This is a genomic window from Cryobacterium aureum, assembly GCF_002954245.1.
Lineage (GTDB): Bacteria > Actinomycetota > Actinomycetes > Actinomycetales > Microbacteriaceae > Cryobacterium > Cryobacterium aureum.
In genome coordinates this window covers 1-25597 of record NZ_PPTG01000051.1, presented here as the reverse complement: position 1 = coordinate 25597, position 25597 = coordinate 1, and the positions used below count along the sequence as shown (strand labels likewise).

Genomic DNA, 25597 nt, shown 5'->3' with positions numbered 1-25597 from the left:
CACGCCTCAGACGAGACAACAGACGCATTCGAGCGAACAGCCCTCTTCCTGAAAACCCATCTTGGCTAAGCCAGCCGCTTCCGCAAAGATCGCCAATCGTCGACAGCGCTGGTGGTCGATGGTAAAACCAGCCGGTAGTGCACGCTGGGGTGCAACACCCATTTCGCTGTTCGACCGCGGTCGCGTTGTGCGTCGCGACGGTATCGACGAGGAACAGGATTTCAAGATCGTGCATCTCGTCCAACCGAATCTGCAGGATTCGGGCACGGTCGTATTCAATGCCGTTACGAAGAAATACGGAGCTCATCAATGGCAGAGGCGCAAGCGACAATCGAATCTGCGGGATTCACCTTCGCCGATGGTGGGAAGGCAGCCGCTAATCAAAACGAAGGATCCTTAGTCGTCTATTCAAAGTTCTTAATTGGGGCGGAAAATTGGGTTACGGGGCCGTCAGAAGGAAGGGACCTGAGTTCCACAGAGAACGTTCGTTGGGTGTCATCAGGGGTAACAGGAACCGAATTCACCTTGATCACCAATTCCTCTACGCCATCACGCTGCCAACGATGTGAGGGATTTGCAACTTCGAGAACAGCTACTGGATCACCGACTTGGATGCCGTCAACGGTCTCGATTCCTATTCCGTGGACCTCTGCCGCCGTGACGTGCATGATGATTTCCGGGTTGGTGGGACGTTGCGCAGGCCCATCCGTGCCGATCGACATTCCGTTCCACTCGTAGTCAACCGAAGGGATGCCTTCATAGGTGGTTGTGACGGGTTCTCTCCCGAATACAGCTGTGAGTGCAGCGGCCACCGGTTCGATAGGTTCGAAATAACCGAACTCATCGCCCATCGTTCCATCGTCGAGGATGATCTGGACGCTACTTGCAGACACGACTAAATGGTCCGGCGTGGCACGAGCTTCGGGGCTCGCCTCTTTTTCTTCTGTGGTCGTTGGGGTAACCGCTGGTCCCGGAATATTTGGCTGGGGCCCGTTCGAGGAACAACCGGTCAGGATCACAACCAGAGCTGCGACGGCTACGAAGAGCGTTCCCCTATTCATGAATTCCCCGTTCGGTTAAGTTTCGTTCACCGTATCAGGAGCGTGGGAAGCGTCTGGCTTGTGCACATTGGCGAACCAAACCAGCTCGTACAGTGGCGCGCATCCCGCGACGTTGTTCTTGTCTATACCGGTGAGCTTTCCGACGCGACACACGTGTGCCTACGCGCCAACGAGTCTGCTCACAGGCACGCCTCATCTTTTTGGTCGCTGCGTGCCCGTTGAACGGGACAGGCTGCGTTGCTGCAATCGGCGATTATTCAGTGCAGGCGCGCACGGCGGTAGAGAACGTCATTGTTGTTTTGTGAGCAACGAGAGCCGGACTGGTGAATGTCCCGAGCACACGAGTTCTCACCGCATCTTCCATTCAGAGCAGCCTCTTGGACGCTGAAGCAGTCGCTTTCGGAGCCTCCGGCAAGAATGACGCACCTGGGATACCCCCGGGAGTCATCGTTTTCGAACACAATACGGATCAGCTCACGAAAATTGAACCCGTCGAAGCCTGAGCTTAGGCGTGGTTCTGCGCTGCCGATTGCGGCTGCCGATTCTCAGCGCTGACCATCCAGGCATACTGCTCCAATTTCTCAATAAAGAGGTGCAGAATATCGGCGCTGGTGGGATCTTCCTCGTCGACGTCATCGTGCACGGCCCGTATGTTTTCCACCGTGAGGTTTAGACGTTCCGTGATGAGGTTGATCGCATCCGTGGTGAGTACCTCGCCGGCGGGAAAGCTCGGCAAGTGTGTGGTGGCGGTGACGGTTTCGATGCGTCCGTCGGGCTGCGCGTTGAGGGCGCGTAAGCGTTCGGCCAGTTGATCAGAGAATTCACGCACCTCCTCGACGATTTCGTCGAGCTGCAGGTGCAGGTCACGAAAGTTCGGTCCGACGATGTTCCAGTGTGCCTGCTTGCCCTGCAGATGCAGCGCAATCAGGTCGACGAGAACGGATTGCAAGTTCGTGCGGAGTGTATCGGAGGCGTGCATGGTGTCCTTTCGTGGTACGAGGATAGGGCTCGAAATATGACGTCATTGCGTCAGCCACCGTCGCAGTTGAGCGGGTTTCAGCGAACGTCTAGACCTGCTTGAGGTCTCTCTTGATGATATGACCCTCAACCCAAAGACCGCGCCGAGCTCTAAATGACCAGGCAATGCGACTGACCCCGTTGAGAGGACAGCTCATAAAAGAGAATGTTTATCAAAGCACAATCACGTCGGGACTTCACTTCCGAATACAGGAACGACGCCGCAATATTAGTCGTCTTTACAACCAGGCGGTCACAGCCGCTCTTCGGGAGCGAGGTGTTAATGAGACCACTGGAGCCGTTGGGTAGCGATGGTCACGACCCACGGATAGACCGGACAGACCGAGGGAAGGAAAAGCCCTCCGCCTACCCAGCATTCCGGGCAATGCGCACGCAACAGTATCCGTCTCTCGGCGCAAATTGGACCTTGCGCGCGCTCTCGCCCGCACCTTCCGCGACGCCGACCAGTAAGGCTAGGTTGGCCGCGCAGATGGTCTCGATGTGGCCCTTCGCAAGCTGGTGGAATGGGCAGTTGTGAAGAAGCAGTCCGCCATCACCATCGTCCTGAGGCTCATATCCGGTTGACTGCAGCACCGCATCCAATGAGCCCGCACTCATGCCCAATGCACGACCGTGTTCTACAGACACCCGAGTGAGCGACTCCTGGGCGGGCTCCCCTGTGCGATCGGATTGCTCAATGGCGGAGACCAACAGCTCTCCGGCGAGAGCGTAGTGTCGGCCCGGAACGGATACGAGGATTTCGTTGGCCGCACGCCGGTACAGTTTGGCAGGCCGTCCAGCGCCGGGGCCAGTTCGGCCCGTGCGGCGCTGGAATTCGGTGTCCAACAGCCCGCATCGAGCAAGTTTCTCCAGGTGAAACGCCACCGTCCCGCGCGGAACCCCCAGCGCCTCGGCCGCCTCATCACGACCTACGGGTGTGGCGCTCCGGGAGACAAGATCGAACAAAGAGCGCCGAAGCGGGTCGCTGAGCGACGCTATTGCAAAGATGTCGTCCGACTGTGATTGTTCGTTCATAGTGATGATCGTAACTCTAAAACGAAGTATCTTGACAAAAGAAACGGGTGGCTCCTAAAGTTGGGCTACGAAGCTCGCCAGCACACCAGTAAAGGGGAAACATGCCGGATTCTCAGAGTTATGTCATCGTCGGAGCAGGGCTCGCTGGTGCGTCCGCTGCTAGGACGCTGCGAGAAGAGGGCTTCACCGGGCCAATCCAACTGATCGGCGCCGAAGCGCACCGGCCTTATATCCGGCCGCCTCTTTCGAAGGACTACCTCAGCGGATCCAGCGACCGCGACTCTGTCTACGTTGATCCCAAGGATTGGTACGCGGAGCATGATGTTGAGTTACTCCTCGGCACTTCTGTCGCCCGCGTAGATGCCAGCCGCCAGCTCATTCATACTGACGCCGGTGATGAATTCGCTTACAGCAAGTTGCTCCTTGCTACTGGCTCGTCGTCTCGTCGCCTGTCGATTCCCGGCGCAGACCTCGAGGGGGTGCACTACCTGCGTACCCTGGAAGACTCCGACACCCTGCGCCCTCTGCTTGCGGGCGGAAGCCTGCGACTCGTTCTGATCGGCTCGGGCTGGATTGGCATGGAGGTGGCTGCGACGGCACGTACCCTCGGAAACGTCGTGACGATTCTCGAACGCGGCCCAATCCCCCTGGCGAACGCGCTCGGCGATGAGCTCGGCCAGATGTTCGCCGATCTCCACGAACACAACGGCGTCATCCTGCGACGTTCGGTGTCCGTTGAAAGTGTTCTCGGTCAAGACGGCCGAGCTAGCGCTGTGAGACTCGAAAGCGGAGAGGTCATTCCTGCGGACCTCGTCTTGGTCGGCATTGGTGCCACGCCCAACGTTGAGCTGGCTAATTCAGCGGGGCTAACGATCGACGACGGCGTCTCCGTTGATGCGTCGCTTCGCACGAGCGACCCGGCAATCTACGCAGCAGGTGACGTTGCCAATGCCTACCATCCTCTGGCGAAGCTGCAGCTGCGCAGCGAACACTGGGCAAATGCGTTGAATGGTGGGAAGGTTGCAGCGCGGTCGATGCTCGGCCAAAACGTGTCCTTCGACGACATCCCATATTTCTACACCGACCAGTTCGACGTAGGAATGGAGTATTCGGGATTCGGGCCCCTGACCCAGGGAGCTGATGTGGTGTATCGAGGCGACCGGGCTGGCCGCGAATTCATCGCCTTCTGGGTGGCGGAGGGAAAAGTTGTGGCCGGAATGAACGTAAATGTCTGGGATGTCAACGAAGCCGTGCAGGGCATCATTCGGCGCGGCAACCAGGTCGCTCATGCCAAGCTTGCGGATGCCGACGTGCCACTGGAATCACTGTAATCATGACCGAAACATGTGTCAGCACCAATTCTTCGAGGGCACCCACCGCCGCGCTCTCGGCGGAAGAAGACGGTATCTGCGCCGTCCGTACAATCGCGACGTCTGGTGTCAGGTTTGAAGTTGAAACGACCGTCCCGACCAAGCACGGCACTTTCCAGTTCCGCGTGTACCGCGATCTCGTCACCGGCAGCGAACATCTCGCCGTCGTGTCCGGCACTCCAACCGACGGCTGCCTCGTTCGTGTGCACTCCGAATGTCTGACCGGCGAGGTCTTCAAATCTCAGAAATGTGAATGCGGCCCACAACTCGACTCCGCCCTCAACACAATCAATCAATACGGCGGCGTCGTTATCTACATGCGCGGCCACGAAGGCCGCGGCATCGGACTCGTCAACAAACTCAAGGCCTACCGACTGCAAGAAGCCGGCCTAGACACGCTCGATGCGAACCTCGCGCTCGGCCTCCCCGCGGACGGCCGTGACTACTCTGCCGCGGCTGCGATCCTCTACAACCTCCGGCTTCAGGCAGTGCGTCTCCTCACCAACAACCCCGACAAGGTCGACCAACTCACCGAGCACGGAATCACCGTCCTCGAGCGCATACCACTTACAGCAGGTGCACATCCGGCCAACTCCGCCTATCTACGCACCAAACGTGATCGCATGGGGCACCTCCTTCAACACGCGCTCTAACCCTGAAGTTTGAAACCCCGTCGAGAACACTCTCAACTGACCTGACCCTGACCGCACAATCATCATTCGTACACCACGCGGATGCTAAGAAATTTGCAAATAATTCAATTTAGATCCTCATATGACCGTGACAGATTCTCTGTCCGAAATATCCGCAGAAGCTCAGCCCTTGCCGTCTACAATCCCGTTTAACGTTCAGCTTCCGGGCGTTGGGGTGTGTCTCGTTGACGGTGTTTCCGGCGTTTTTCATTAGTAGGATTCTGCGTTCGGCCAGCGGTCGTGGAAGGTGATGGCGAAGGCGTTGAGAGCTGGCTTCCAACGCATCGTCCAACGAGCTCGGCCCTCACCGGTGGGATCGAGACTTCGCGTGACCAGATACAAGCATTTTAGAGCGGCCTGCTCGGTGGGGAAATGCCCTCGAGCACGCACCGCCCGCCGGTACCGGGCATTGAGCGACTCGATCGCATTCGTGGAGCAGATCACTTGGCGGATCTCGGAGTCGTAGGACAAGAACGGGGTGAACTCTTCCCACGCCGACTCCCATAACCGGATGATCGCGCCGTATTTCTTGCCCCAGATCTCGGTCAGATCACCCAACGCCGCCCGTGCGGCGTCGACGGTCGGAGCGGTATAGATCGGTTTCACCGCTCGTTTCATCGCATCCCAATCCTTCTTCGAGGACAGCTTGAACGTGTTCCGAATGAGGTGAATGATGCACGTCTGCACCGTGTCAACGGCCACACGTTCCCGACAACGTCCGGGAGCCCTTTCAACCCGTCACAGACCAGGAAGAACGTGTCGGTGACACCACGGTTCTTGATGTCGGTCAGGACAGACATCCAGAACTTGGCGCCCTCACCGCCGGTGCCGGCCCACAACCCGAGAATGTCTTTATCGCCGTCCAGGGTCACGCCGATGGCCGCGTAGATGGGCCGGTTGGCGACCTGCCCGTCCCGAATCTTCACCACGATCGCGTCGATGAAGATCGCCGCGTAGACGCCGTTCAAGGGGCGAGACTGCCACGTTTGCATCTCCTCGATCTCCTTGTCCGTGATGCGAGAGATCGTCTCTTTGGAGACCTGCGCACCGTAGATCTGGTTGAAGTGTGCGCTGATCTCCCCGGTCGTGAGGCCGCGGGCATACAACGACAGCACAATCTCATCGACCCCGGTCAAACGGCGTTGTCGTTTGGGCACGATCACCGGAGTGAACGTGGCGTCCCGGTCACGAGGCACCTGGATGGTCACCGGCCCCGTCGAGGGGCTGATCACCGTTTTGGCCGGGTCCCGTTGCGCACCTTGGATTCGTCACGCTCGTCCGGGGCACGGTTCTTCTCATGACCGAGATGCTCAGTCATTTCCTCGTTCAGCGCCGTCTCCAGGAACGTTTTCGTGAACTGGCCCAGCAGACCGTCAGGCCCGTCCAGAGCCAGGCCCTGCTCCTTGGCCAGGAGCACCCATTCCTTCGCCGCCAACGCCTCACGGGTGGGCTCATTTTTCGTCTTCTTCGTCACAGCATCAAGTGTCGTCATCACGGCACCTTTCCCGCCAGACCCACGTCCAGCGCGTCAGGCCGGAAACACCGTTTAAGAGACAGTCCCAGCGGGCAGCAGCCCCTATGGAAGACACGGGAGGATCTACGAATCGGACGACGACATCTATGGAACGGTGCACACAGGGCTGGTAGGGTCGAGCCGCCAGTATGGTCAGCTTGCGAGAGAGAGCTCCGCACCGGTACTGGATCTGTATCCCTTGATGTCGTACTCCGGGACGTGGCGAACTCAGTGCCCGGCTCGAATGCTCGCGTTGACGCGATCGAGGTCGCCCGATTCGTCTTCGCTCAGCTCGACCCGATGGCCGATGATGGGATGCCCTGGAGGGGGCCGCCCTGTCCCTCGTGCGGCACCGAGATGAACGCTGAGATTATGAGCACCAGGAATGGTCTCAGGGGATGTGAGCGCTGCCCTCAGTGTGATCTTGTCTTTTTGCTGCCGGACCTATTCGCGGTGTAGGCCCGCGGCGACGCACCATAGCTGACCTACAACGCCGCGAACCGGATCACCATCGCCGGGTATGCCTACGACGGCACCGGAAACCTCACTGCCACCCCCACGGCAACGTATGCGTATAACGGGTTCCAGCAGATGACGGCCGCCACCATCGGCGGCGTAACATCGTCATACATCTACGTCGGAGCCGACCAGAAAGCGGTCCTCACCGAAAGCACCGCGTCCCATCCGCCGGAAGTCCCATCTCACCGCATCGACCAAGGGAGATCCCATGTCCTCGCCGCGCCGCGCACTGATCGTCATCGACGCCCAACAGGAGTATTTTGAAGGACTACTGCCGATTCAATACCCGGCACGCGATGAGTCACTTACTCGAATTGCCGAGGCGATGGACGTTGCTGAGCAGGCTGGCATTCCGGTCGTCGTTGGGCAACATCAATCTCCCGCGGGGTTCCCGGTCTTCGCGCCGGAGTCGTCGACCTTCGAATTGCGCCCCGAGATCGCCAAGCGCGCCGACAACGTGGCCCATCGCTTCACGAAGTCATTCGCCAGTATCTTCGCGGGTACTGGCCTAGAGGAATGGTTGCGCGAACGTGGGATCGACACAATCACCATCGTGGGCTACATGACGAACAACTGCGTTATCGGTTCCGCCGCCGCTGCCGAACCTCTCGGATTCACCGTTGAGGTGCTGTCGGATGCAACCGGAGCCATCGACATTGTGAATTCCGCTGGTTCTGCGCCGGCGAAACGGGTGCACGAGACAATTATGGCCGTCCTGCACTCCAATTGGGCTGCGGTCGCCACGACGAGCGCTTGGACCGAAGCCGTAACATCCGGGAACGCTATCGCAGGAGACAACCTCATCGAGTCAGCTGCCCGGGGGCGGGACGCCAGGTGGTTCAACGAACGGCAGGAATCGGTGCGCAACGTCGTACCGGTTCGTACTCTTCCATGCTTTTTGAAGGCCTGAAAGTGCGTGATCAGTACGCAGTAGCCGTTCCCTTATCGGACTCGTAGGAATTGGAAGATCACACGGATACATTTACACCATGACTGGCAGACGGAGGATTTTGTGGGTCGGCAGGCACCAGGCCGGGCTCAGCCTCGCGATGGTCGTGCTCTGGCTAGCAAACGCAACGATCCAGATAATTGCGATCGCGAACGGAGATACGGGAACCAACGGAGGGCATGTTTTTAGTCTGGTTCTCGCTCTGCTGCTAGCCGTCCTCTCAGCTGCAAGCGCGGTCATCGCTTTGACTGCCAAGGCGAAAAAGACCGCGAAGGATCAGACGCATCGCGTTGACCCGTAAGCCGAACGTCTTACGGGAACTCGCCATCGCGGTGCTGGGCGTCTCATTTCATCTGCGCCGATTGCAATTGATTTACGACGGGCGCGGCTTTGATGTTTTTGAGTATCAGCACGGTTGCGGCTATCAGGAGGATGAGGGCCACTGCTGCGCCGATGATGAATCCAAGACGGGGCTCCATAGCGTCCACGGCGAACCCCACCATGACGGCGGCAACGGCGGCGCCAGCGTTGACTGCCGTGTTGATCCAGCTCGATGCCTCGGTGCGCACCTCTGGAGCGGTGAGGTCGTCCGCGAGTAGGTAGCCGGTCACGAGCGACGGGGCCAGGAAAAAGCCCACCGCAGCGAGTCCGAAGCCGAGAACCACGACAAACTCAATTGTCGTGAGAAGTGCGCACAGCGCGATCATGACTGTGACCGAGATGAGTAGTCGCTTTACGAGCGAGCTCCTCCAAGTTCGCTGGCCGTAGAGCAGGCCTCCGACTGCGCTTCCGGCTGCAAAAGAGGCGAGGAGGATGCCGGCCAGACCGACCGATCCCTGTCTGTCGGCGATTGCGGGTACGACCACTTCCACGGTCCCGAGTATGACTCCCACGCCGAGTAGCGCGATCAACACTGCGACGAACCCGCTCTGTCGTAACGGCCGTGAACTCTTCCGGAGGGAAGCGGTGACGGAAACGTGCTGTCGCGATAGCGAGCTGCTTGTCATGCCGAGGGTTCCGGCCAGTGCCACCGCGGCAGTAGCGAGCAGTCCGACCGTCGGCGATGCCGCACTGAGAATGGCCGCCGCGATCAAGGGCCCCGTCGAGAACAGCAATTCCTCACAGACCGCATCGATGCTGTACGCCTTCGTCCGCAGCGCTCCCGGCGTTGTTAACGAGCCCCAGAGCACACGCATCGAGGCGCCAAGCGGTGGCGGGAACAATCCGACAATGGCCGCCAGCCCAACGAGAGCCCCTGGTGGCGGGTCGGGCTGGGCTGTCAGCGCAGCAATGCCGCCCAGACCGGCCGCGAAAGCGATGGCAAGCGAGTTGAGTGCAAACCGCTGTCCGCGCCGGTCGACGAATCGTGCTCGATACGGGGAAGCGATCACGTTCGCGAGCCCGAAAGCCCCAGTAGCCGCGCCGGCGGCCGCGAAAGAATCCGTGCTTCGCTGCACCGCGAAGAGCAGCACTAAGGTCACCATGGCGAACGAGAGCCGCCCGACGAGCGCGGGGATAAAGACCCTGAGCGCTCCGGGCGTGCGCAGTACCTCGAGGTAGCCGCTACTCATGTTCGCGGGGCGGTGTCGTGGTTCACGACTTCGAACAATGCGAGGGTGGCACTCATCCGGATGCCTTCTGGTGTGGCGGAGGGCACGGCCTCATCGTGGATGAGTTTCCCGATCTCGCGTGACATGTCGCGGATACGGTCCCATGCCTCGCGGGAGACGGTGACCTCCGCCTCGGTGAACACGAATTCGGATTCTGACAGGTAACGCGCGCTGCGGGCGATCAACTCTGCGGCGAGGGAACCCATCAGAGCTTGGTGCTCGTCGACGCGTCCCGAACCGAGCGCTTCGCCGCTCGCGGGATCGTGTCGGTAGCGCTTGGCGGTCCCGCCACGAATATTCGTTTCCTCGACAAGCTGTACGAGTCCCGCCTGAGCCAAACGACGCAGGTGGTAACTCACGTTCGCTTGGCTCTCGCCCAAGATACGCGCCGCCTCCGTAGCGCTGAGAGCCTCGGCAGTCAGAAGGGAAAGCAAACGCAGGCGTAACGGGTGAGCTACGGCCCGAAGGCCATCAAGATCCGGCATGCCCAAACGATATGCCAAACAACACCCAACCCCCAAATCGTTCTTTTGCGGTTACCTGTCCGGAACACGTGCCGACGCAGGTCACGGCACCGTCCGAGCTGAAGTGCCCTAAAACCTGACGATGATCGGACTCACATTTGGATCGAAACGGCCTGTCCGCCGGCACCGAGCACCGCGCCCGGGGAGGAACCTCTTACGGGACACACTTGTACATTTGAGTTTTTCTTGTACATTTTAAAGATGAAATGTACGATTGATTCATGTCGACTACAGTCCCCGTCAGCGTCTCTGATGCACGCGACCAGCTCGCATCGATCATCGACCGCGTCCGCACCGAGCACGAGCCGGTCTTCCTCTCCCGCCGAGGTCAGCGAGTCGCGGCAGTTATCGCCGCAGACGACTTGGAGCGTCTGATCGAACTTGCCGAAGACATGGCCGATATTCGTGCCGCAGAGGAATCACGGGAAGAAATGCGTCGCACAAAAAACGAACCAACTCCGTGGGACCAAGTAAAGGCAGACCTCGGCCTCGCATGACCTATTCGGTGAGGATCGCACCAACCGCTGAGCGGCAACTGCGCAAATTCGATCCGCAGGTCCGCCGAAGAGTCCAAGCAGCGATCGACCTCTTGGCTGGCGACCCGCGGCCGCCCAAAGCGATTCAACTCGTCGGCGGCTCTGGCGAATGGCGGGTCCGAACGGGCGACTACCGCATCATTTACGAGATTCAGGACGACAAGTTAATCGTGCTCGTCCTCCGACTCGGACATCGTCGCGAGATATACGAATCCCGTTAGAGGAACGTTCACCGGGACAGCGGAGGTGTCCGGAAAGCGGATCCCTCAGCGAAACGGCGGCCCCGGCTCGCCGAGGCTGAACGATACGGTTCTGATTAAGATTCCATATCGACTATACTATCCACATGGAAAATGAAAGCCGGGATCCTTCCCAGCACAGCGCCGCAGAACAATTGCGGAGCTATGAAGACGTGCGGAACCGGGTCACGCTTCAGGGTCCATCCCGTGCGTTCGCGCTACTCATGTTGTGGGGTGCGGTTGTTCTGGCTGTCTATGTGGGAGTGTTCCTGTTCTCCTTCGGTGGCCGCCCAGTCGATGAGGTGGCGTCGGGCGCGGGCGGCTTCTCGTACACAGGAATCCTCTTGTTCCCCGTGCTGATCTTCAGTTCGCTGGTCAGCGGTGCACGGGAGCGATTCGGCATCCGCACGAAACCGGCTCCCGGTTATTGGATCGCCGACGGGCTCATCATCGCCGGATTCATGACTCTGGCCGGGTTGAGCATCGCCGGAGTGAGCTACCCCTGGCGGCTGAACCTGCTGGTGGCTGTGGCGATATTCCTCACGATGGCCGCCGGCCCGATCCGGCAGCTTCGGCGCGCGACGACGCTCAACCCCGATCGTTGGATGAACGAGCCGCTGAGCCGACCTGCGCGATGGTCTACAGCATTGATCGGTGCCACCGCCGGGTTGCTCGCGGCGACCAGCACGCTGGCGTGGTTCCCGATTGTGGGAGCCACGGTCATGATGGCGCTCGTGGTGGTGCTGGGCGGTTGGCGGGCACGGTGGGGGCTTCCCCGGACGGGCTACGAGTGGGGGCCGATCCATTGGGCTGCGTTCGGGATCGCAGTCGGTGTGCTGTTCCTGCTGACCGTCCTGCTCTCGCGCACGGGCTGGATCACGACCCCGATCAGCGTGGCCACAGGCGTCCTCGTCCTTTTCGTCATGCTCATCGCGTCATTCCTGCCCACCCGCTCACGAGGCAGGCAGGTTGCTCATGGCTCACCCACGACACCGACTGGATGATGCCTTTCAGACCCCGATCCGTTTCTCGCTGATGGCCGCGTTGGGACACAGAACCGAAGTCGATTTCCGCACCCTGCGCGACCTCCTCGAAGCCAACGACTCCGTGCTGAGCAAGGCGATCGGCCACTTGGAGAAGGCCGGCTACGTGAAAGTCATCAAGGGCTACGTCGGTAACCGCCCGAGAACCTGGATCGAGTCAACGATGAAAGGACATCGTGCGTACCAGAATCATCTGCTCGCCCTTCGCGCCATCAGCGAGGGCATCCTCGACTAGACAGCAGCGACGACGCCCGTAAGCCGAACCCTCAGCAGGACATCGGATTCGTCCGAAGAGGGGATCCGCCACCGGACGCACCGATTGTTCCTCAGCGGTCAACGAGATGGGTGATGACCTTGTCGATAATGTTGAGCTGTGCGTTCGCTGACTCGCGCCAGCCCTTCGACGCCAGTTCGAGGCTGTGATTGGCGGTCTCGACGGTCACGAGCTGCGCATAGGTCTTCCCAACGAGATCCCGGCGCCAAGAAGGATCGGCCGTTCCGCTTATTGCAAGATGCTGTCCAGCGGAGGCTCCCGCCAAAGTCTTGGCGACTGCCGGAGTCTCCCAGACGCATCCGTGAGTCGCAATTCCTGTCGCCGAGAACTGCGTGAATCGCAAGGTGGGGTTAGTGTTGGTCAAATGCAATCGCAAGAAGAGGGCGCCACCCAGGCCGAATACCGTGCGGCACTCCTGGTGCGGGTGCGCACTGCCATTCATGATTCCGGCCTCGCCCAGCGCGACGTCGCCCGCCATATCGGCATCGACGAAACGAAGCTGTCCAAGGCGCTGAAGGGCACCCGCCGGTTTCGCCCGGACGAGCTGACTCAGCTCGCTACTGCCGCCGGTGTGACCGTGAACTGGCTGTTGTCGGGCACCGACGATGCCAGGGGGGTGTCAGCCGTGCCGGCCGTGACGATTCTGCCAACCCGGCACCGCGAAGACAGCGGCCACGCCCAGAAGCGCAGGAATATCGTCGAAAAGGCGTGGTGGTTGTTCGCCGAGCGCGGGTATTCCTCGGTGCGCATTGCTGATATTGCCGCGGCAAGCGGCACGAGTGACAGCACCGTGCACTATTACTTTCGCACCAAGCGTGAGATCTTCGCCGAAACGCTGCGCTTCTCCGTCAAACTCGCTTTCGACCGCCAAATCGCCGAGTTGCACCTTTTTGCCAACCCGGTCGACCGGCTCAAACGCCTGGTCTTTCTGCAACTGCCAGCCGGAGAGCGGGGCCGCGCCGAGATGTCGATTTGGCTGCAGACCTGGGCCGAAGCCGCCGTAGACCCGACCTGGCGGGAAGGGCACGCGCAGAGTTACCGCCGCTGGTCGCAGACCGTGCACGACATCATCGTCGACGGGCAGCACAGCGGATGCTTCATCTCGGTCGATGCAGACGAGCTCACCCAACACCTCACCGCACTCATCGACGGCCTGATCATCAAGGTGCTGACCGGAATGCTGACTTCGGATCAGATGTATGCGCAAATCGCAAAATTCATCGACCGCACGGTCGTGACCCCTACTTCCTGAACCGCCCCACCATGTACAGGACTACAGAAATGAGCTCCACATGAACAAGAAGGTCATCGTCACCTGCGCCGTCACCGGCGCCGGTGACACCACGGGCAAGAGCGAACACGTTCCGGTCACTCCCGGCGAGATTGCAGCGGATGCCGTGGCGGCGGCCCGCGCCGGGGCATCCGTTGTGCATATTCATGTTCGCGACATCGTGACGAAGCAAAGCTCACGCGATGTGGCCCTGTACCGCGAGGTCGTACGCCTGATCAAAGTGAGCGACGTCGACCCGGTCATCAATCTGACCGCCGGTATGGGCGGCGACCTGGTGCTCGACCCGTCGAACCCGACCCGACAGCTGCCGGGCACCGACCTGGTCAGTGGCCTCGAACGGCTCGCCCACGTGGAGGAGCTGCGCCCGGAGATCTGCACGATCGACATGGGCACGCTCAACTTCGGTGAGGGTAGCAACGTCTACATCTCTACCCCGGACATGCTGCGCGAGGGTGCCGCCCGCATCCAGGAGCTCGGCGTCAAGCCCGAAATGGAGATCTTCGACACCGGAAACCTCTGGTTTGCCAACGTTCTCGTAGCGGAAGGCCTGATCACCCCGCCGCCGCTGTACCAACTGTGCATGGGCATTCCCTACGGCGCCCCGGCCGATCCCGGTCTGCTGCAGGCCATGGTCAACATGCTGCCGGCTGGCGCGAACTTCACCTCGTTCGGGATCGGCCGCAATCAGATGCCCTGGGTCGCCCAGTCGGTGCTGCTCGGCGGCCACGTGCGAGTGGGCCTGGAGGACAACCTCTACCTCACCAAGGGGGTCAAGGCCACCAACGTGCAACTGACCGAACGGGCCATTGCCATCGTGCACGACCTCGGCAAAAGCGTCGCCACTCCCGACGAAGCCCGCGACATTCTCCAGCTCGACCGAAAGGCCTAGCACCATGACCGACAGCACCAATGACACTGATGCCCGCGGCAACGTCGCCGATGTGCGCACCATCGCCTGCATCGGCGCCGGAACCATCGGCGCCGGCTGGGCCGCCTACTTCCTCGCCAAGGGCTACCACGTGCGGGTCTGGGACCCGGCTCCAGACGCCGCACCCAAGGTGCGTCAGCTCATCGACGCCGCCTGGCCGGCGCTGACCCTGCTGGGCCTTCACCCCGACGCATCGCCCGGCAACTTCACCGTGCACACGGACATTGCTGAGGCCGTCGCCGGCGTGGGTTTCGTGCAGGAGAGCGCCCCGGAGGTGCTCGAACTCAAGCAGAACCTGCTGGCCGACATCGACGCGGCCACCGCAGACGGTGTCGTGATCGCCTCATCCACCTCGGGTTACAGCATGACCGATATGGCCACCCGCGCCGCGAATCCGAGTCGGCTGGTGGTCGGGCATCCGTTCAACCCGCCGTATCTGATTCCGCTGGTCGAGGTGGTCGGTGGCGAGGCCACGAGCGCCGCCGCAGTGCAATGGGCCGCCGACTTCTACGAGTACATCGGCAAATCCGTGATAACGATGGACCGTGAGGTGCCCGGCTTCATCGCCAATCGCCTCCAGGAAGCGCTCTGGCGCGAGGCCCTGCACATGATCGACAACGGCGAAGCGACCGTCGAGCAGATCGACCGCTCGATCACCGATGGCCCCGGACTGCGCTGGCCGATCCACGGCCCGATGACCACCTTCCACCTCGCCGGCGGCCAGGGCGGCATGCGCCACATGCTGGAACACTTCGGCCCGTCGCTGAAATCGCCGTGGACCCGGCTCGAGGCCCCCGAACTCACCGACGACCTGCGTGAAGCCGTCATCGCTGGCGTCGACGCCGCCGAAGAGCGCTCGGTCAACGACCTCATCATTGAACGCGACGCCGCCATCATCGCCGTGCGGAACGTGATCGACGAAATCAAGAGACGCCGCGCATGAGCGTGCTCGACTCCTACCACTGCACCGTGCAGCCGGACTGGATCGACTACAACGGCCACCTCTCCGAGGCGTATTACGTGCTCGCCTTCGGCTTCGCCACCGACCAGGTCATGGATGGCCTCGGCCTCGACGCGGCTTACCGTTCACTAAGCGGATGCTCCCTCTATACGGTCGAGGCTCATGTGCGCTACTTGGCCGAAACGGGCGAGGGCGCCGCCCTGACGATCACCAGCACCATCGTCGGTGCCGGAGCGAAGAAGCTGCACCTCGCGCACGAGATGCGCTCGGGCGGAACCTTGATTGCCACCGAAGAGCTGCTCGCCCTGCACGTTGATGCCGGAACCGGCCGCACCGCGCCGTTCCCCGCGCTCGTGGCGACCGCGATCAGCGACCACCAGCTGCCCGGTTCCGCCGCCGCGCCGGACTGGAGCGGTCGCACCGTTTCGCTCTAACCCCTGACCAGCCAGCCGTCAGCTGTCGTTTCACGTTTTGCAACCGAAAAAGAGTCCCATGTCTATCTCACCGCTCGATCCGAATTCGCCGGGCACCGCCCGCTTCTTCTCTCGTCGCCACGTTCTCGGTGGCGGCATGGCGATCGGCGTAGGCGCGCTGCTGACCGCGTGTGGCGGTACGGCGGTCGCCCAGCTGCCGGCGCTCACCGGACCACCCCAGCGCGGTGGCATTCTGCGAGTCGGCCTGGTCGGCGGCGGAGCGGCGGACACCCTCGACGCGCACATTCCGGTCGGCACCACCGACATCGCCCGCGTCGTCAACCTCTACGAGGCTCTGCTCTACCGGGACGAGAACTTCGACCTCAAGCCCTTGCTCGCGCTCTCGGCCACTCCCTCTGCCGATGCCAAGACCTGGACCGTGCGCCTGCGCCAGGGGGTGACCTTTCACAACGGTCATCTGATGACCGGCCGCGACGTGGCCTCGACCTTTGCCCGCATCACGGACCCGGAGAATCCGAAGTCGGGGGCTTCAAGCCTGACCATTCTCGACGAAGTCGTCGTGCTCGATGATTACCTGCTGGAATTTCGGCTCAACACGCCCACTGCGACCTTCGACGACTCGCTCGGGCAATATTCGCTCGGCATTGTGCCGGACGACTACGACCCGCAGAACCCAGTGGGCACCGGACCGTTCCGATACGAATCGTTCACCGCCGGGCAACGCAGCGTCTTCACCCGCAATAAAGACTATTGGCAGGATAACGAGCCATACCTCGACGAGCTGCGCATTCTGAACTTCAGCGACGACAACGCCTTGATCAACGCACTGTTGTCCACCCAGGTCGACGCCATCGGACAGGTTCCCCTGGCCCTGCTCGAGGTGCTCAAAACCGACCCGCGGGTGGATATTCTCAACTCGGAAACCGGCATGTGGCTGCCGTTCACCATGCGGGTCGACCGTGCTCCGTTCGACGACGTGCGAGTGCGCCAGGCCTTTCGACTGGTCGTCGACCGGGAAGAAATGGTCGAACAGGTGCTCAGCGGCCACGGCACCGTCGGCAACGACATGTACGGTTTGTACGACCCCGGCTACGCCGAGAACCTGCCGCAACGCGTGCAGGACATCGATCGCGCCAGGGAACTGCTGGCAGAGGCCGGCTACCCCGACGGGCTCGAGGTGGAACTGGTCACGGCGCCGATCCAGGCCGGTGTCGTCGAAGCGGCGCAGGTCTTTGCCCAGCAGGCCCGCGCCGCGGGTATCACCGTGACCATTCGCCGGGTCGACACGACCACCTTCTTCGGTGACGACTACCTGCAGTGGGATTTCGCACAGGACTTCTGGTACACCCGAAACTTTCTGCCACAGGTCGACAGCGGTTCGCTGCCGACCTCGCCCTACAACGAAACGCACTGGGCCAACCCCCGCTTCCTCGAACTGGTCGAACAGGCGAAATCGACCATTGACCCGACCCAACGCAACAAGCTGATCACCGAGGCGCAGACCATCGAATATGACGAAGGCGGTTACATCATCTGGGGCTACCCCAACCAAGCGGATGCCTACCAACGTTACGTAGGAGGTCTCGTTCCCAACGGCACCGGCCTGCCGCTGTCCGGATTCGAGTTTCGTCGTGTGTGGATAGGCGGGCAGCACTGATGCCCGGTCTCATTCTTCGCCGTCTCGCGATCAGCGCGGTCATTTTGCTCGTCGTCTCGATGCTGGTCTTCGTGGCGACCCTGCTGCTGCCGGGCGACCCGGCCCAGGCCATTCTCGGCCAGCAGGCCACTCCCGAACGGCTGGAGGCCCTGCGCGAGCAGATGAACCTCAACGATCCGTTTGCGCAGCGCTATCTGCACTGGCTCGGCGGCCTGTTCGTCGGCGACTTCGGCGTCTCCGCCGCGTCCGGCGGGTCGGTGGCCGCTCTGCTCGGTGATCGCATTGCCGCTTCGCTCGTACTCATGGTCGCTGCGGCCACAATCAGCATTCCAGTCGGAATCCTTGTTGGCTCCTATAGCGCCCTGCGTCGCGGCAAGGCCGGAGACCACGCCGCCACCGGCATCTCTCTCGTGCTCGCCGCGCTGCCCGACTTCGTGATCGGTATCGCGCTCGTGACCCTGTTCTCCACCACCGTGTTCACTGTGTTGCCCTCCGTGACGATGGCCCCGCCCGGCGAGCAGGTCTGGGACTACCCGAGCCAGCTGATTCTGCCGGTGCTGACCCTCGTGCTCGTCGTCATGCCCTACATCATTCGCATGATGCGCACCACGATGATCGAGGTGCTCGACTCCGGCTACGTCGAAATGGCCCGGCTCAAGGGCGTTCCCGAACGCCAGGTCATCTGGCGTCATGCCCTGCCGCACGCGATCGCACCGGTCGCCCAGGTCGTAGCCATTCAGCTCGCCTGGCTCGCCGGCGGCATCGTCGTCGTCGAGTTTCTGTTCCGCTACCCAGGAGTTGGGCAGGCACTCGTCGACGCAGTGACCAACCGGGACGTGCAGGTCGTGCAGGCCCTCGCCATGCTGATCGCCGCCGTCTACGTCGTGGTCAACCTCTTTGCCGACATCGTCGGCATTGTGACCAATCCGAAACTGCGCACGGGAGGAATCCGATGACCACGATTGACACCGCCACCGAGACGATTGCTGCGCCGCCCGGACTGCTGCGCCGCATCATCCGTCAGCGCCAGGCCAGGATCGGCCTCGCGTTCACCGGAATCATCGTGCTCGTCGCCGTCGTCGGCCCCCTGCTGCTGCCTTGGCTCACTGGGTACACCAGCACCGAATTCACCGGGCGCCCGTTTCAGCCCGATGGAGTCTTCGGCACCGACAACCTCGGTCGCGACATTCTCAGCCGCTTCCTGGACGGCGGCCTGACTCTGCTGGTCTTCGCCGCCCTCGCCACCGCTCTCGGCATGCTGCTCGGAACCGCCGCCGGCATGCTCGCCGCCTACCAGGGTGGCAAACTCGACAGCATCATCATGCGCGGCAACGATGTGCTGCTGGCCCTGCCGCAGCTAGTCTTCGCCCTGCTCGCCATCACCGTGCTCGGCCCACAGGGCTGGGTGGTGGTGCTGGTCATCGGAATCACCCACGCGCCGCGGATTGCCCGCGTGACGCGCTCGGCGGCATCCGCCGTCATCACTGAGGACTTTATTCGAGCCTCGGAAATGTATGCGGTGCCGCGCTGGAAGATTCTGCTGAAGGATGTGCTGCCCAACATCACCGGCCCGCTGATGGTCGAGCTCGGCCTGCGGATGACCTATTCGATCGCGGCGATCGCGTCGCTGTCCTTTCTCGGCCTGGGCATGCAGCCGCCGACCGCTGACTGGGGCCTGATGATCAACGAGAACCGCATCGCCCTGACCCTGCAGCCGTGGGGCGTTATTCTGCCGGTGCTCGCCATCGCCATTCTGACCGTCGGCAGCAACCTGATCACCGACGCCGTCGCGCGTGCCTCGGCCACCGTGGAGGAAAGCAAATGAGCACACTGATCGAGCAGCAGACCGAGGTAGCGCTGCAGGCCACCGACCTGCGTGTGGCAACAGCGCTCGGCAAGGAAATTTTGCACAGCGTCTCCTTCACGCTGCAGCGGGGACGGATGCTCGCCCTCGTCGGCGAATCCGGCTCCGGCAAGACCACGGCCGGGCTAGCCTGCCTCGGCTACTTTCGCACCGGACTCGAGCACGTCGGCGGCACCGTCGAACTCTCCGACGGCACCAATCTCTTGGCGCTGACGGATGCCGGTCGGCGCGGTTTGCGCGGTGGCTCCATCTCCTATGTTCCGCAGGACCCAGCCCTATCGCTAAACCCGGCCATGCGCATCGGCAGCCAGATCATGGAGGTGCTGCGCGTACACGGCTACGGCGCGTCGGAGCAGGCCCGCCGAGAACGGCTGGCCGAAGTGCTCACCGACGTCGGACTGCCGAACGATACCGCCTACCAGCGGCGCTGGCCGCACGAACTCTCCGGAGGGCAGCAGCAGCGCGTGGGCATCGCCATGGCGTTCGCCTTTCGCCCCGAAGTCATGGTGATGGACGAACCCACCACCGGGCTGGACGTCACCACGCAGGCCCTCGTGCTGCAGACGATCCACCAGCTGGTCACGACCCATGCCGTCGCCGGGCTGTACATCACGCACGACCTCGCCGTGGTGTCGGAGGTGGCCGATGAGGTCGCCGTCATGCTCGCCGGCCGCATCGTGGAGCAAGGTCCGAGCGACCAGGTCTTGCACGACCCGCAGCACGCCTATACCCGCAAGCTGCTGAACGCCGTGCCCGACCTGGCCGGGCGCCACCACATCGGGGAGGTCGAGGCGGTGACCGGAGCCATGCCGATCATCAGCCGGGAGCGGGCGGCATCCGCTCGCCTGACGGCGCGCGACGTCGCTTCGACCAGTCTGCTGTCGGTTGCCGACCTGCGGCTGTCCTACGGCAGTAACGCGGTGCTCAACGGGATCGACTTCGAGCTCGGTCGGGGCGAATCGCTCATGCTGCTCGGGGAATCCGGGTCGGGCAAGACCACGGCCGCCCGTTGCATCGCCGGGCTGAATGACAGCTACACCGGCTCGGTCAGCCTCGCCGGAACGACCCTGCAACCCGGAACGCGGCAGCGCAGCGCCGAGGAACGCCACCGCATCCAGTACGTGTTCCAGTCGCCGCTGTCGTCGCTCAACCCGCGTCGCACCATCGGCGAATCGGTCGAGGTTCCCTTGTATATGTCGGGAACCTTCAGTCGCAAGGAGCGTCGGGCCCTCGTGTTAGAGGCGCTCGATCAGGTGCAGCTTGCCGCGTCATTCATCGACCGGCGGCCGGGCCAGCTCAGCGGAGGTGAACGTCAGCGCGCCGCGATCGCCCGCGCGCTGGTGAACGCACCCTCCGTGCTGGTATGCGATGAGGTCACGAGCGCGCTCGACGTGTCGGTGCAGGCCTCAATCATCGACCTGCTGCGCACCCTGCAGGTGGAAACCGGGATGGCGATGGTGTTCGTCACCCACAACATCGCGCTTGCCCGCCACATTTCCCAGCGTCTGGCCGTGCTGCACGCCGGCCGCATCGTCGACATGGGACCGACCGACGACGTGCTCGAGAATCCGCAACACAGCTACACCCGCGAGCTGCTGACCCACGTTCCGACGTTGTAACCGTGTCGGTTCAGGCGCACAATGACGGCGATCTGCCCGGCTTCGACCGGCTAGTGCGGGTCTTCACCGAGCTGGTCGACCGGTCCCGCGGCGGGATGGCGTTCTGCGTGTATCGAAACGGGCATCCGCTCGTGCGCCTGTACGGCGGCAGCACGGAACAACGCGCCGAACCGACCGACGCAATCGCCACCGGCTGGGGCCCACAGACGCTGGCCGTGATGTTCTCGGGCACCAAAGGAATCGTAGCCGCAGTGGCGGCGCTGCTGGTCGACCGTGGCCTGCTTGATGTGCACCGCACGGTTGCGCACTACTGGCCCGAATTCGCCGCCGCCGGCAAGGAACGCGTGACCGTGGCACAGGTACTCAGTCACACGGTCGGTCTGGTCTACGTCGACCCGGAACCGTCGGGGGAGTGGGCCGACCTCGACAACGCTGCCAACGCCGTCGCGCTCGGCGCGCAGGCGCCGCTGTGGGAGCCTGGAACCCGCGTCGCCTATCACGCCATCACCTACGGCTACCTGATGAACGAGATCTTTCGACGGGTGACCGGTCAGAGTGCCGGGCAGCTGATCGACGAGCTCATTGCGCGGCCGTTCGACCTCGACATATATCTGGGGCTCCCTGACGCGTTGGAATCGCGCGTGGCCCCGATGTTTCGAGCCGAGGGCTACGCGATCAGCACCTACCTGACCGACCCGGAGCGACGCAAAATAGTGGAGCGGATGTATTCCAAGACTCTGCTCGGAACGTCCCTGCGCGCCAACACCCCCGAACTGCATCGCGGCGAGCTGGCAGCCGGCGGCGGAATCGCGACGGCCGACGGGATGGCCGCGCTGTACTCCCGGCTGGGATCACTCGTGTCGTCGGGCACGCTCGCGGCGGCGACCGAGACCTGGTCTGAGGGTATCGATGCGATCAACGACCGGCCGCTGCGCTTCGGCCTCGGTTTCGAGCTGGCCGACCCGATCGGTACCTACGGGCCGGAGGCGTCGGCTTTCGGGCATTCCGGGGCGGGCGGCAGCCTGCACGGCGCCTGGCCAGAGCAAAGCCTCGGCTTCTCTTTTCTGACCAACGAGATGCTCGCCGAGAACTTCGACACCCGTGTGAAAGAGCTGCTGGTGGTACTGCCCGGCCTGGTCCGCGGAGGGGGTTCGGATCAGGGAGGGCTAGCCTGAAGTTGTACGCAATTGAAGGAGTGATTATGCAGGTCATCGTCAATACCGACAGCAACGTCAACGGCACCGAACGGGTCGCTGGCGCGCTCGAAATGATCGTCGAAGAGTCCCTTTCGCGCTACGGCGAACGCCTGACTCGGGTTGAGGTCCACCTCTCCGATGGCAGCACCGGCCGCAGCAGCGCCGACGACATCACGTGCACGCTCGAGGCCCGCCCAGCCGGCGGCACGCCCGTCGTCGTCACCGAAAACGCCAACGCCGTGGAGGAAGCCCTGACTGGCGCCTTGCACAAGATGAAGAGCCTGCTGGTGAGCCACTTCGGAAAGTTAGATGCCCGCAAGGGCAACCTCCCGATGGGCGAGGTCAGCTAGGCCGGGTGACGCGCTCGAGGAATACGCAGCGCGCCACCCGGCCTAGCGGTTTGACGCCTCAGTGCGATGACACCGGCGTGGAAATTGCGACGTAAGACGGAAACGCACAGTCCCACGGCGCGCCGGCGGCGCCGGGCCGCTAGCGGGTGTGGGCGATGATCGCTTCGGCGATCGCCACCGTGTCGCTGTTCGACTCGACCTGGTAGGCCGACTGGCCGAGTGAGAAGATCATGATGCAGAGCGGCCCGATGTCGGAGCAGATCTGCACGGCGTGCTCACCCTCGACCGCGCCCTCCAGCGCAATCGTCGGCAGGGCCTGGCTGTCTGGTGTGGAGACCATCGTGTCGACGAGTCCGGCCAGGTCGTAGCCGACCATGACCGAGGTGCCCGGGATGCCGGCGGCCATCAAGTCGACCGGGACGCCGTCGGCCCGCACGCCGCAGCGGAATACCCCGGCCCGCTGCGCCACGTAGTTCTCGAAGGAGGTCGAGCCGCTTGCTGCGGACCAGGCTTCGTATTCGAACGAGTCGACGCCGAGCGCCGTGGCGATGCCCTGCGACCCGAGCGCGCGGGAGCAATCGGGTTCGGGTTCGACCAGCTCGACCGCCGGCCAAACCAATTGGCCGGGCTGAGCATCCGTCAGAGCGGTGAAAACGGATGCCGCGAGCGGCTCCATCTGCGCCAGGATCGCGTCGGGCGTCAGCCCGGAGAAATACCAACCGTCGCGTTGGTTCCAGTTCGTGCTCAACACGATTTCGACCCAGGCATCGCCGACCGGCGCGCTGATGAAGCAGCCGGAGTCGACGCCGCACCCGGTCGCCGCTTCAATGCCTACGAGGGTCATCGGGGCGCCGGAGGAGCCGTCGCCGAGCGAGAAGGTGTCGCCCACCTTGTAGGGTGCCCAGGAGCCGGCGCCGCCGGGGACGACCTCGACGCTGACGTACGCCCAGTCGGAACCGACGGGGTTCTGCATCGGATTGCCGACCGCGGGACCGACCCGCCAAGAGCAGGACAGACCCCCCAGGGCTGGCACGGCGTACTCGGTGAGGTTAGCCGCTGGCTGGAACGCGGCTACCGGGGTCGGCGCAGTTCCGTCGGCGGTGACGAAAACGGGCGCCACATCATCAAGGGCAGCAATGTCGGCGCAGGCGTAACCGCTCGCTGCCACCGGTGTTGGTGGGACTGATCCTGACGCTGACGTTTCTACCTGAGGCCCCGCAGTGCATCCGCTGAGGACCACGATCGCGAGCAAAACGGTCGGCGTGATCAGACTGCGGCGTAACATGCGCTCAGCCTAACAGTGGGCATTTTGCCTGGTGACCTGTGCTTTCCTCGACAAACAGCACCGGCGAGTACGACACACCTGAATGAATCCCCAAATGATATGCCGGCGGCATGAGCCGACAGATTACGGTGCGCCTGCCCGACGACATTGTGGACTATCCCGACCGAGCGGTGGGAAGGGCCGCGAAACCAGCCGCGCCGCCGACAGCGTCAGTCGCTCTGGTGCGCTGGGGGTCCGGCTTGTGGGATTCATTCTCTGGGCCACGACGTTTCGTCCGGCCCGGCATGGCATCTTCTTTGGGCGCCCAGTAGCCTGAGGGCATGTCCACCGTTCCGATCACCTCAACGCAACGTCGAATTTGGATTTTCGGAATTATCTACAGCCTGGCAATTCTCGCAGCCGGACTGTGGGTGAGCTTGTCCACCGGAGAGTGGATTGCTCTTTTCTGCGCGGGAGGCTTAGTCGTTTTCCCCATGAGCGCTGTGGCTCTTCGATCGCGTAAATCCCACTAACCCTTCGTCTTGCGGGTGCGGGTGTTGGGTGACGAACCCACGACGTCAGCTCCTTTGCAAACTTTGCTCGGGGCGGGGACACGTTTTTTCACCCGTGTTCTCCCCGCGCCCTTTAGAGTCGAACCATGGGTGGGAACACGGTCGTCGGAAGGGTACAAACACGATTCGCGATCTTGGCCATGGTTTGTCTCGCTCTTACCGGGGCCAGCGCTTACGCGGCAGGGCATCCAAATGTCGCCCAAGTACTCGCTTTGGCCGAACTCGACGTCGTCTGGATCACGCTTCTGATCACCGGGCTCATCTTACGAAAGCGCGGTATCCCGTTGCTTGCTGGTTGGAGGAGCATCGCGGCGTCCTTGCCGCCGGCCCCCGTGCATAAGGCGATAGTCGCAGAAGTCGGTCTTGTAACGGCGGTCGCTCGAGTTGTGACACGTCGCCCTCCCCGGGTTCCGACAAACGGAACTGCCATCGTTTCAACGCGAGGCACTTTGGCGACTCCGATCGCTTTCGCCGTCGCCACGATGATCGAGATTGTCGTCCTTCACCTCGTCATTCCTTCGCCTTCGCTGGCCAGCGCGGTGACGTTGCTGAGCCTGTACGCGCTCATCCTCCTCTTCGGCGTGATCGCCATACGCTGGCAGCATCCGCACTATGTCACGAATACAGCACTCGTGCTTCGCAATGGCACCCACACCGTGGCTACTGTCTACTTCTCAAACATCCGCAACGCAACAGTGATAAACGACGGCATAGCGACCTATCTCATGGTCGACGGATCGCTCGTGCGACTCGCCAATGCGAACGGATGCTCCGTCAGCATTCAGCTAGCATCCGCCCAACCAATCACACTCACGGGCAGACGCCGAGCCAAGAAGCACACCATCACCGAAATTCGACTCGCAGCCGATGACCCGAAGTCAGTAATCGAAATGCTCCGACCCCGCCGCTAAAGACAGTTCATGCTTCGACCACACGTACAACACCTCACAAAAATGGCTCTCCTGACTCTTCCGTGGGTTAGTTTCGTCCGGGAAGCACGGGTTTGTGCCCGCCGAGGCTGAGCATGGCGAGGGCGATGAGCGCGTCCGGTAATTTGAAGCCGAAGGCGATGCGGGTCA

24 protein-coding genes and 2 pseudogenes are annotated in these 25597 nt (G+C 62.3%); 18 read left to right on the top strand and 8 right to left on the bottom strand.

Annotated features, from left to right (window positions below; all coding sequences use genetic code 11):
* From CJ028_RS21240 to CJ028_RS20190, 4 genes are all read right to left on the bottom strand, one after another.
* Positions 1–307 (bottom strand): hypothetical protein (locus CJ028_RS21240; RefSeq protein WP_205684118.1); only part of this gene is annotated, 307 nt, incomplete at its 3' end.
* Between the two features lie 97 nt (positions 308–404).
* Positions 405–1061: a hypothetical protein gene (locus tag CJ028_RS20205; RefSeq protein ID WP_129590558.1), complete on the bottom strand. Its 657-nt coding sequence runs from the start codon at positions 1059–1061 to the stop codon at positions 405–407.
* 505 nt (positions 1062–1566) lie between these two features.
* Entirely contained in the window at positions 1567–2040 is a 474-nt protein-coding gene (locus CJ028_RS20195) for a Dps family protein (RefSeq protein ID WP_105036998.1), read from the bottom strand.
* Between the two features lie 404 nt (positions 2041–2444).
* Positions 2445–3113 (bottom strand): helix-turn-helix transcriptional regulator, encoded by a 669-nt coding sequence (locus CJ028_RS20190; protein ID WP_105036997.1) that lies wholly within the window; start codon positions 3111–3113, stop codon positions 2445–2447.
* A 101-nt stretch (positions 3114–3214) separates the two neighbouring features.
* Between CJ028_RS20190 and CJ028_RS20185 the strand changes: the two genes are divergently transcribed.
* Together CJ028_RS20185 and ribA are read left to right on the top strand one after the other, a co-directional pair.
* A complete protein-coding gene (locus CJ028_RS20185) occupies positions 3215–4444 on the top strand; it encodes an NAD(P)/FAD-dependent oxidoreductase (RefSeq protein ID WP_105036996.1) in 1230 nt (409 codons plus the stop codon).
* Positions 4445–4542: 98 nt separating this feature from the next.
* Positions 4543–5136, top strand: a pseudogene (ribA, locus tag CJ028_RS20180) (GTP cyclohydrolase II); the annotation flags it as partial.
* Between the two features lie 249 nt (positions 5137–5385).
* On the opposite strand, the pseudogene CJ028_RS20175 reads toward ribA, so the two are convergent.
* Positions 5386–6670, bottom strand: a pseudogene (locus CJ028_RS20175) (IS256 family transposase).
* Positions 6671–7415: 745 nt separating this feature from the next.
* Between CJ028_RS20175 and CJ028_RS20165 the strand changes: the two are divergent.
* Entirely contained in the window at positions 7416–8117 is a 702-nt protein-coding gene (locus CJ028_RS20165) for a cysteine hydrolase family protein (RefSeq protein ID WP_105036993.1), read from the top strand.
* A 383-nt stretch (positions 8118–8500) separates the two neighbouring features.
* On the opposite strand, the gene CJ028_RS20155 is transcribed toward CJ028_RS20165, so the two are convergent.
* Both CJ028_RS20155 and CJ028_RS20150 read right to left on the bottom strand, forming a co-directional pair.
* Positions 8501–9727: an MFS transporter gene (locus tag CJ028_RS20155; RefSeq protein ID WP_105036991.1), complete on the bottom strand. Its 1227-nt coding sequence runs from the start codon at positions 9725–9727 to the stop codon at positions 8501–8503.
* Positions 9724–10251 carry a helix-turn-helix domain-containing protein gene (locus tag CJ028_RS20150; RefSeq protein ID WP_105036990.1) on the bottom strand — a complete coding sequence of 176 codons (528 nt, stop codon included), beginning with the start codon at positions 10249–10251 and terminating at the stop codon, positions 9724–9726. The genes CJ028_RS20155 and CJ028_RS20150 overlap by 4 nt, the downstream gene beginning before the upstream one ends.
* Before the next feature lie 260 nt (positions 10252–10511).
* Here CJ028_RS20150 and CJ028_RS20145 point away from each other — a divergent pair, with 260 nt between their 5' ends.
* From CJ028_RS20145 to CJ028_RS20080, 14 genes are all read left to right on the top strand, one after another.
* Positions 10512–10787: a type II toxin-antitoxin system Phd/YefM family antitoxin gene (locus CJ028_RS20145; RefSeq protein ID WP_105036989.1), complete on the top strand. Its 276-nt coding sequence runs from the start codon at positions 10512–10514 to the stop codon at positions 10785–10787.
* On the top strand, positions 10784–11047 hold the full coding sequence (locus CJ028_RS20140) for a type II toxin-antitoxin system RelE family toxin (protein WP_105036988.1): 264 nt from the start codon (positions 10784–10786) through the stop codon (positions 11045–11047). The genes CJ028_RS20145 and CJ028_RS20140 overlap by 4 nt, the downstream gene beginning before the upstream one ends.
* A 125-nt stretch (positions 11048–11172) precedes the next feature.
* A complete protein-coding gene (locus CJ028_RS20135) occupies positions 11173–12069 on the top strand; it encodes a hypothetical protein (protein ID WP_129590557.1) in 897 nt (298 codons plus the stop codon).
* Complete coding sequence (locus CJ028_RS20130; RefSeq protein ID WP_105036986.1) at positions 12041–12343, top strand: transcriptional regulator; 303 nt, start codon at positions 12041–12043, stop codon at positions 12341–12343. Before CJ028_RS20135 ends, CJ028_RS20130 begins: the two co-directional genes overlap by 29 nt.
* 403 nt (positions 12344–12746) lie before the next feature.
* Entirely contained in the window at positions 12747–13634 is an 888-nt protein-coding gene (locus CJ028_RS20125) for a TetR/AcrR family transcriptional regulator (protein ID WP_105036985.1), read from the top strand.
* Positions 13635–13674: 40 nt separating this feature from the next.
* Positions 13675–14562: a beta-keto acid cleavage family enzyme gene (locus CJ028_RS20120; RefSeq protein WP_105036984.1), complete on the top strand. Its 888-nt coding sequence runs from the start codon at positions 13675–13677 to the stop codon at positions 14560–14562.
* 4 nt (positions 14563–14566) lie between these two features.
* Entirely contained in the window at positions 14567–15544 is a 978-nt protein-coding gene (locus CJ028_RS20115; RefSeq protein WP_105036983.1) for a 3-hydroxyacyl-CoA dehydrogenase NAD-binding domain-containing protein, read from the top strand.
* The gene (locus CJ028_RS20110) at positions 15541–15996 is read left to right on the top strand and encodes a thioesterase family protein (protein ID WP_105036982.1); all 456 of its coding nucleotides are present in this window, start codon (positions 15541–15543) and stop codon (positions 15994–15996) included. Before CJ028_RS20115 ends, CJ028_RS20110 begins: the two co-directional genes overlap by 4 nt.
* Before the next feature lie 58 nt (positions 15997–16054).
* Positions 16055–17653 carry an ABC transporter substrate-binding protein gene (locus tag CJ028_RS20105; RefSeq protein ID WP_338064154.1) on the top strand — a complete coding sequence of 533 codons (1599 nt, stop codon included), beginning with the start codon at positions 16055–16057 and terminating at the stop codon, positions 17651–17653.
* The gene (locus CJ028_RS20100; RefSeq protein WP_105036981.1) at positions 17653–18609 is read left to right on the top strand and encodes an ABC transporter permease; all 957 of its coding nucleotides are present in this window, start codon (positions 17653–17655) and stop codon (positions 18607–18609) included. Before CJ028_RS20105 ends, CJ028_RS20100 begins: the two co-directional genes overlap by 1 nt.
* Positions 18606–19478 carry an ABC transporter permease gene (locus tag CJ028_RS20095; RefSeq protein WP_105036980.1) on the top strand — a complete coding sequence of 291 codons (873 nt, stop codon included), beginning with the start codon at positions 18606–18608 and terminating at the stop codon, positions 19476–19478. Before CJ028_RS20100 ends, CJ028_RS20095 begins: the two co-directional genes overlap by 4 nt.
* A complete protein-coding gene (locus CJ028_RS20090) occupies positions 19475–21136 on the top strand; it encodes a dipeptide ABC transporter ATP-binding protein (protein ID WP_105036979.1) in 1662 nt (553 codons plus the stop codon). The genes CJ028_RS20095 and CJ028_RS20090 overlap by 4 nt, the downstream gene beginning before the upstream one ends.
* Positions 21137–21138: 2 nt before the next feature.
* Positions 21139–22311: a serine hydrolase domain-containing protein gene (locus CJ028_RS20085; RefSeq protein WP_105036978.1), complete on the top strand. Its 1173-nt coding sequence runs from the start codon at positions 21139–21141 to the stop codon at positions 22309–22311.
* Between the two features lie 26 nt (positions 22312–22337).
* The gene (locus CJ028_RS20080; RefSeq protein ID WP_105036977.1) at positions 22338–22682 is read left to right on the top strand and encodes an HPF/RaiA family ribosome-associated protein; all 345 of its coding nucleotides are present in this window, start codon (positions 22338–22340) and stop codon (positions 22680–22682) included.
* 139 nt (positions 22683–22821) lie between these two features.
* On the opposite strand, the gene CJ028_RS20075 is transcribed toward CJ028_RS20080, so the two are convergent.
* Positions 22822–23967, bottom strand: a complete 1146-nt coding sequence (locus tag CJ028_RS20075; protein WP_129590556.1) for a hypothetical protein — start codon at positions 23965–23967, stop codon at positions 22822–22824.
* A 1000-nt stretch (positions 23968–24967) separates the two neighbouring features.
* On the opposite strand from CJ028_RS20075, the gene CJ028_RS20070 reads away from it, so the two are divergent.
* Positions 24968–25429, top strand: a complete 462-nt coding sequence (locus tag CJ028_RS20070) for a hypothetical protein (RefSeq protein WP_105036975.1) — start codon at positions 24968–24970, stop codon at positions 25427–25429.
* Positions 25430–25597: the final 168 nt, after the last annotated feature.

What these genes read in the sequence shown, in the direction of transcription:
- CJ028_RS20100 (WP_105036981.1), top strand. Translation starts at nt 17,653, where the DNA reads ATGCCCGGTCTCATTCTTCGCCGTCTCGCGATCAGCGCGGTCATTTTG.
- CJ028_RS20080 (WP_105036977.1), top strand. Translation starts at nt 22,338, where the DNA reads ATGCAGGTCATCGTCAATACCGACAGCAACGTCAACGGCACCGAACGG.
- CJ028_RS20090 (WP_105036979.1), top strand. Translation starts at nt 19,475, where the DNA reads ATGAGCACACTGATCGAGCAGCAGACCGAGGTAGCGCTGCAGGCCACC.
- CJ028_RS20110 (WP_105036982.1), top strand. Translation starts at nt 15,541, where the DNA reads ATGAGCGTGCTCGACTCCTACCACTGCACCGTGCAGCCGGACTGGATC.
- CJ028_RS20140 (WP_105036988.1), top strand. Translation starts at nt 10,784, where the DNA reads ATGACCTATTCGGTGAGGATCGCACCAACCGCTGAGCGGCAACTGCGC.
- CJ028_RS20125 (WP_105036985.1), top strand. Translation starts at nt 12,747, where the DNA reads ATGCAATCGCAAGAAGAGGGCGCCACCCAGGCCGAATACCGTGCGGCA.
- CJ028_RS20205 (WP_129590558.1), bottom strand. Translation starts at nt 1,061, where the DNA reads ATGAATAGGGGAACGCTCTTCGTAGCCGTCGCAGCTCTGGTTGTGATC.
- CJ028_RS20195 (WP_105036998.1), bottom strand. Translation starts at nt 2,040, where the DNA reads ATGCACGCCTCCGATACACTCCGCACGAACTTGCAATCCGTTCTCGTC.
- CJ028_RS20105 (WP_338064154.1), top strand. Translation starts at nt 16,055, where the DNA reads ATGTCTATCTCACCGCTCGATCCGAATTCGCCGGGCACCGCCCGCTTC.
- CJ028_RS20135 (WP_129590557.1), top strand. Translation starts at nt 11,173, where the DNA reads ATGGAAAATGAAAGCCGGGATCCTTCCCAGCACAGCGCCGCAGAACAA.
- CJ028_RS20095 (WP_105036980.1), top strand. Translation starts at nt 18,606, where the DNA reads ATGACCACGATTGACACCGCCACCGAGACGATTGCTGCGCCGCCCGGA.
- CJ028_RS20075 (WP_129590556.1), bottom strand. Translation starts at nt 23,967, where the DNA reads ATGTTACGCCGCAGTCTGATCACGCCGACCGTTTTGCTCGCGATCGTG.
- CJ028_RS20165 (WP_105036993.1), top strand. Translation starts at nt 7,416, where the DNA reads ATGTCCTCGCCGCGCCGCGCACTGATCGTCATCGACGCCCAACAGGAG.
- CJ028_RS20130 (WP_105036986.1), top strand. Translation starts at nt 12,041, where the DNA reads ATGGCTCACCCACGACACCGACTGGATGATGCCTTTCAGACCCCGATC.
- CJ028_RS20190 (WP_105036997.1), bottom strand. Translation starts at nt 3,113, where the DNA reads ATGAACGAACAATCACAGTCGGACGACATCTTTGCAATAGCGTCGCTC.
- CJ028_RS20115 (WP_105036983.1), top strand. Translation starts at nt 14,567, where the DNA reads ATGACCGACAGCACCAATGACACTGATGCCCGCGGCAACGTCGCCGAT.
- CJ028_RS20145 (WP_105036989.1), top strand. Translation starts at nt 10,512, where the DNA reads ATGTCGACTACAGTCCCCGTCAGCGTCTCTGATGCACGCGACCAGCTC.
- CJ028_RS20120 (WP_105036984.1), top strand. Translation starts at nt 13,675, where the DNA reads ATGAACAAGAAGGTCATCGTCACCTGCGCCGTCACCGGCGCCGGTGAC.
- CJ028_RS20185 (WP_105036996.1), top strand. Translation starts at nt 3,215, where the DNA reads ATGCCGGATTCTCAGAGTTATGTCATCGTCGGAGCAGGGCTCGCTGGT.
- CJ028_RS20155 (WP_105036991.1), bottom strand. Translation starts at nt 9,727, where the DNA reads ATGAGTAGCGGCTACCTCGAGGTACTGCGCACGCCCGGAGCGCTCAGG.
- CJ028_RS20150 (WP_105036990.1), bottom strand. Translation starts at nt 10,251, where the DNA reads ATGCCGGATCTTGATGGCCTTCGGGCCGTAGCTCACCCGTTACGCCTG.